This is a genomic window from Bacillus sp. P14.5 (assembly GCF_003316765.1).
In the GTDB taxonomy this organism is placed as follows: domain Bacteria; phylum Bacillota; class Bacilli; order Bacillales; family Bacillaceae_B; genus Rossellomorea.
The window spans coordinates 1-1,491 of record NZ_NIJF01000034.1; the positions used below are offsets into that span (position 1 = coordinate 1).

Below are 1,491 nucleotides of genomic sequence, written 5' to 3' on the forward strand. Positions count from 1 at the left end.
CGACCCGCTTGATATTGAAGAAAAACCACGATTTGAAAAAGATGATGAGGGGCTCCTCATGATCATCGACGTCCCATACGTCGAAGAAGACGACACGGGACGCGCCTATAACACGATTCCACTCGGGATTATCGTCACCGGACGACATTTCATCACCGTCTGCTCACGTGACCTCGACGTGCTCAATTTGTTCGCCAACGGAAAAGCAAGGCTGTTCCGAACGAACTATCGGAGCCGGTTCGTCTTCCAGATTTTGCACCGAGTCAGCATGACGTACTTGCGTTTCCTTCGCCAAATCGACCGGCGCATGGATGAGCTCGAGCAAGAGTTGCAACGTTCGATGCGAAATCAGGAAATCTTTCAATTGATGAACTTACAGAAGTCGCTCGTCTACTTCATGACATCGCTCAAAGCGAACGACAGCGTCCTCGACCGCATCGTCAAGACACCGAGCCTCGAGAAGCACGAAGAGGACGAGGAGTTGCTCGAAGACGTGTTCGTCGAGCACCGTCAGGCGATGGAGATGGCGTCGATTTATAACGACATCATCAGCATCAAAATGGACGCCTTCGGTTCGATCATCTCGAACAACGTCAACTTCGTCATGAAGTTCTTGGCCTCCATCACGATCGTACTCAGTATCCCGACGATGATTTCCGGGATATTCGGGATGAATGTCCAAGTGCCATGGGAAGGACAATCGATCGGTTTCGTGTTCGCGCTCGCGATGATGGTCGGCTTCTCAAGCCTCGCTTTTTATATTTTATGGCGGAAACGTTATTTTTAAAGTAAAAAGATGGTGTTGCCCATTCCGGCGACACCATCTTTTTTACATCAATTTGACCGTGACGAGACAGAGGTCATCATCAATCTCGATCTTCGGAACGAGCTGTTCAGCGACGTGACGCGCATAGTCGAGACCGTAGGACGCAACGTCCTTCTCGAGCCAACGGATGCCGTCATCGATGTCTTTGCTGTAACACTCCATCAGTCCGTCCGTATACATATGCATCGTCATGCCCGGCTCGATGTCGATCACGTTCGACTCATAGTTCGGCTCCTCGAACATGCCGACCGGCACTCCGGTCGTCTCGAGGCGCGTCACACCTGTATCAGACGTCACGATGACCGGAGGGTGTCCGGCGTTGACGTACTCGATTTGACGCTTCGTCGTATCGATATAGCAGTATACGGCCGTGAAATAGCTCTGCATGTCGTCGCCTGAGAACAAGAACGTCATCTGACGATTCAGCTCGGTCATGACATCAACCGGATATTGTACGTTACCGACGAGACCCGGTAAAATCGAACGAATCCCCATCGTGATCAAGGCGGACGACACACCGTGCCCCATCACATCGAAAATGATGACACCGTAGCGGTCAGGCGCGACCTGGAACCAGGCATACATGTCCCCGGCCAGTTTTTTAGACGGCAAATACAAGGCCTGCACGTCAATCTCCTCATTGCTGATCGGTGGGGTCAAGGCAC

General features: G+C 51.8%; 2 protein-coding genes. One reads left to right on the forward strand and one right to left on the reverse strand.

Annotated features, from left to right (window positions below; all coding sequences use genetic code 11):
• A partial coding sequence (locus B9Z54_RS04050; RefSeq protein ID WP_162785084.1) for a magnesium transporter CorA family protein occupies positions 1-787 on the forward strand: 787 nt, incomplete at its 5' end.
• A gap of 42 nt (positions 788-829) precedes the next feature.
• Here the strand turns inward: B9Z54_RS04050 and B9Z54_RS04055 are convergent.
• A partial coding sequence (locus B9Z54_RS04055; RefSeq protein ID WP_162785085.1) for a PP2C family protein-serine/threonine phosphatase occupies positions 830-1,491 on the reverse strand: 662 nt, incomplete at its 5' end.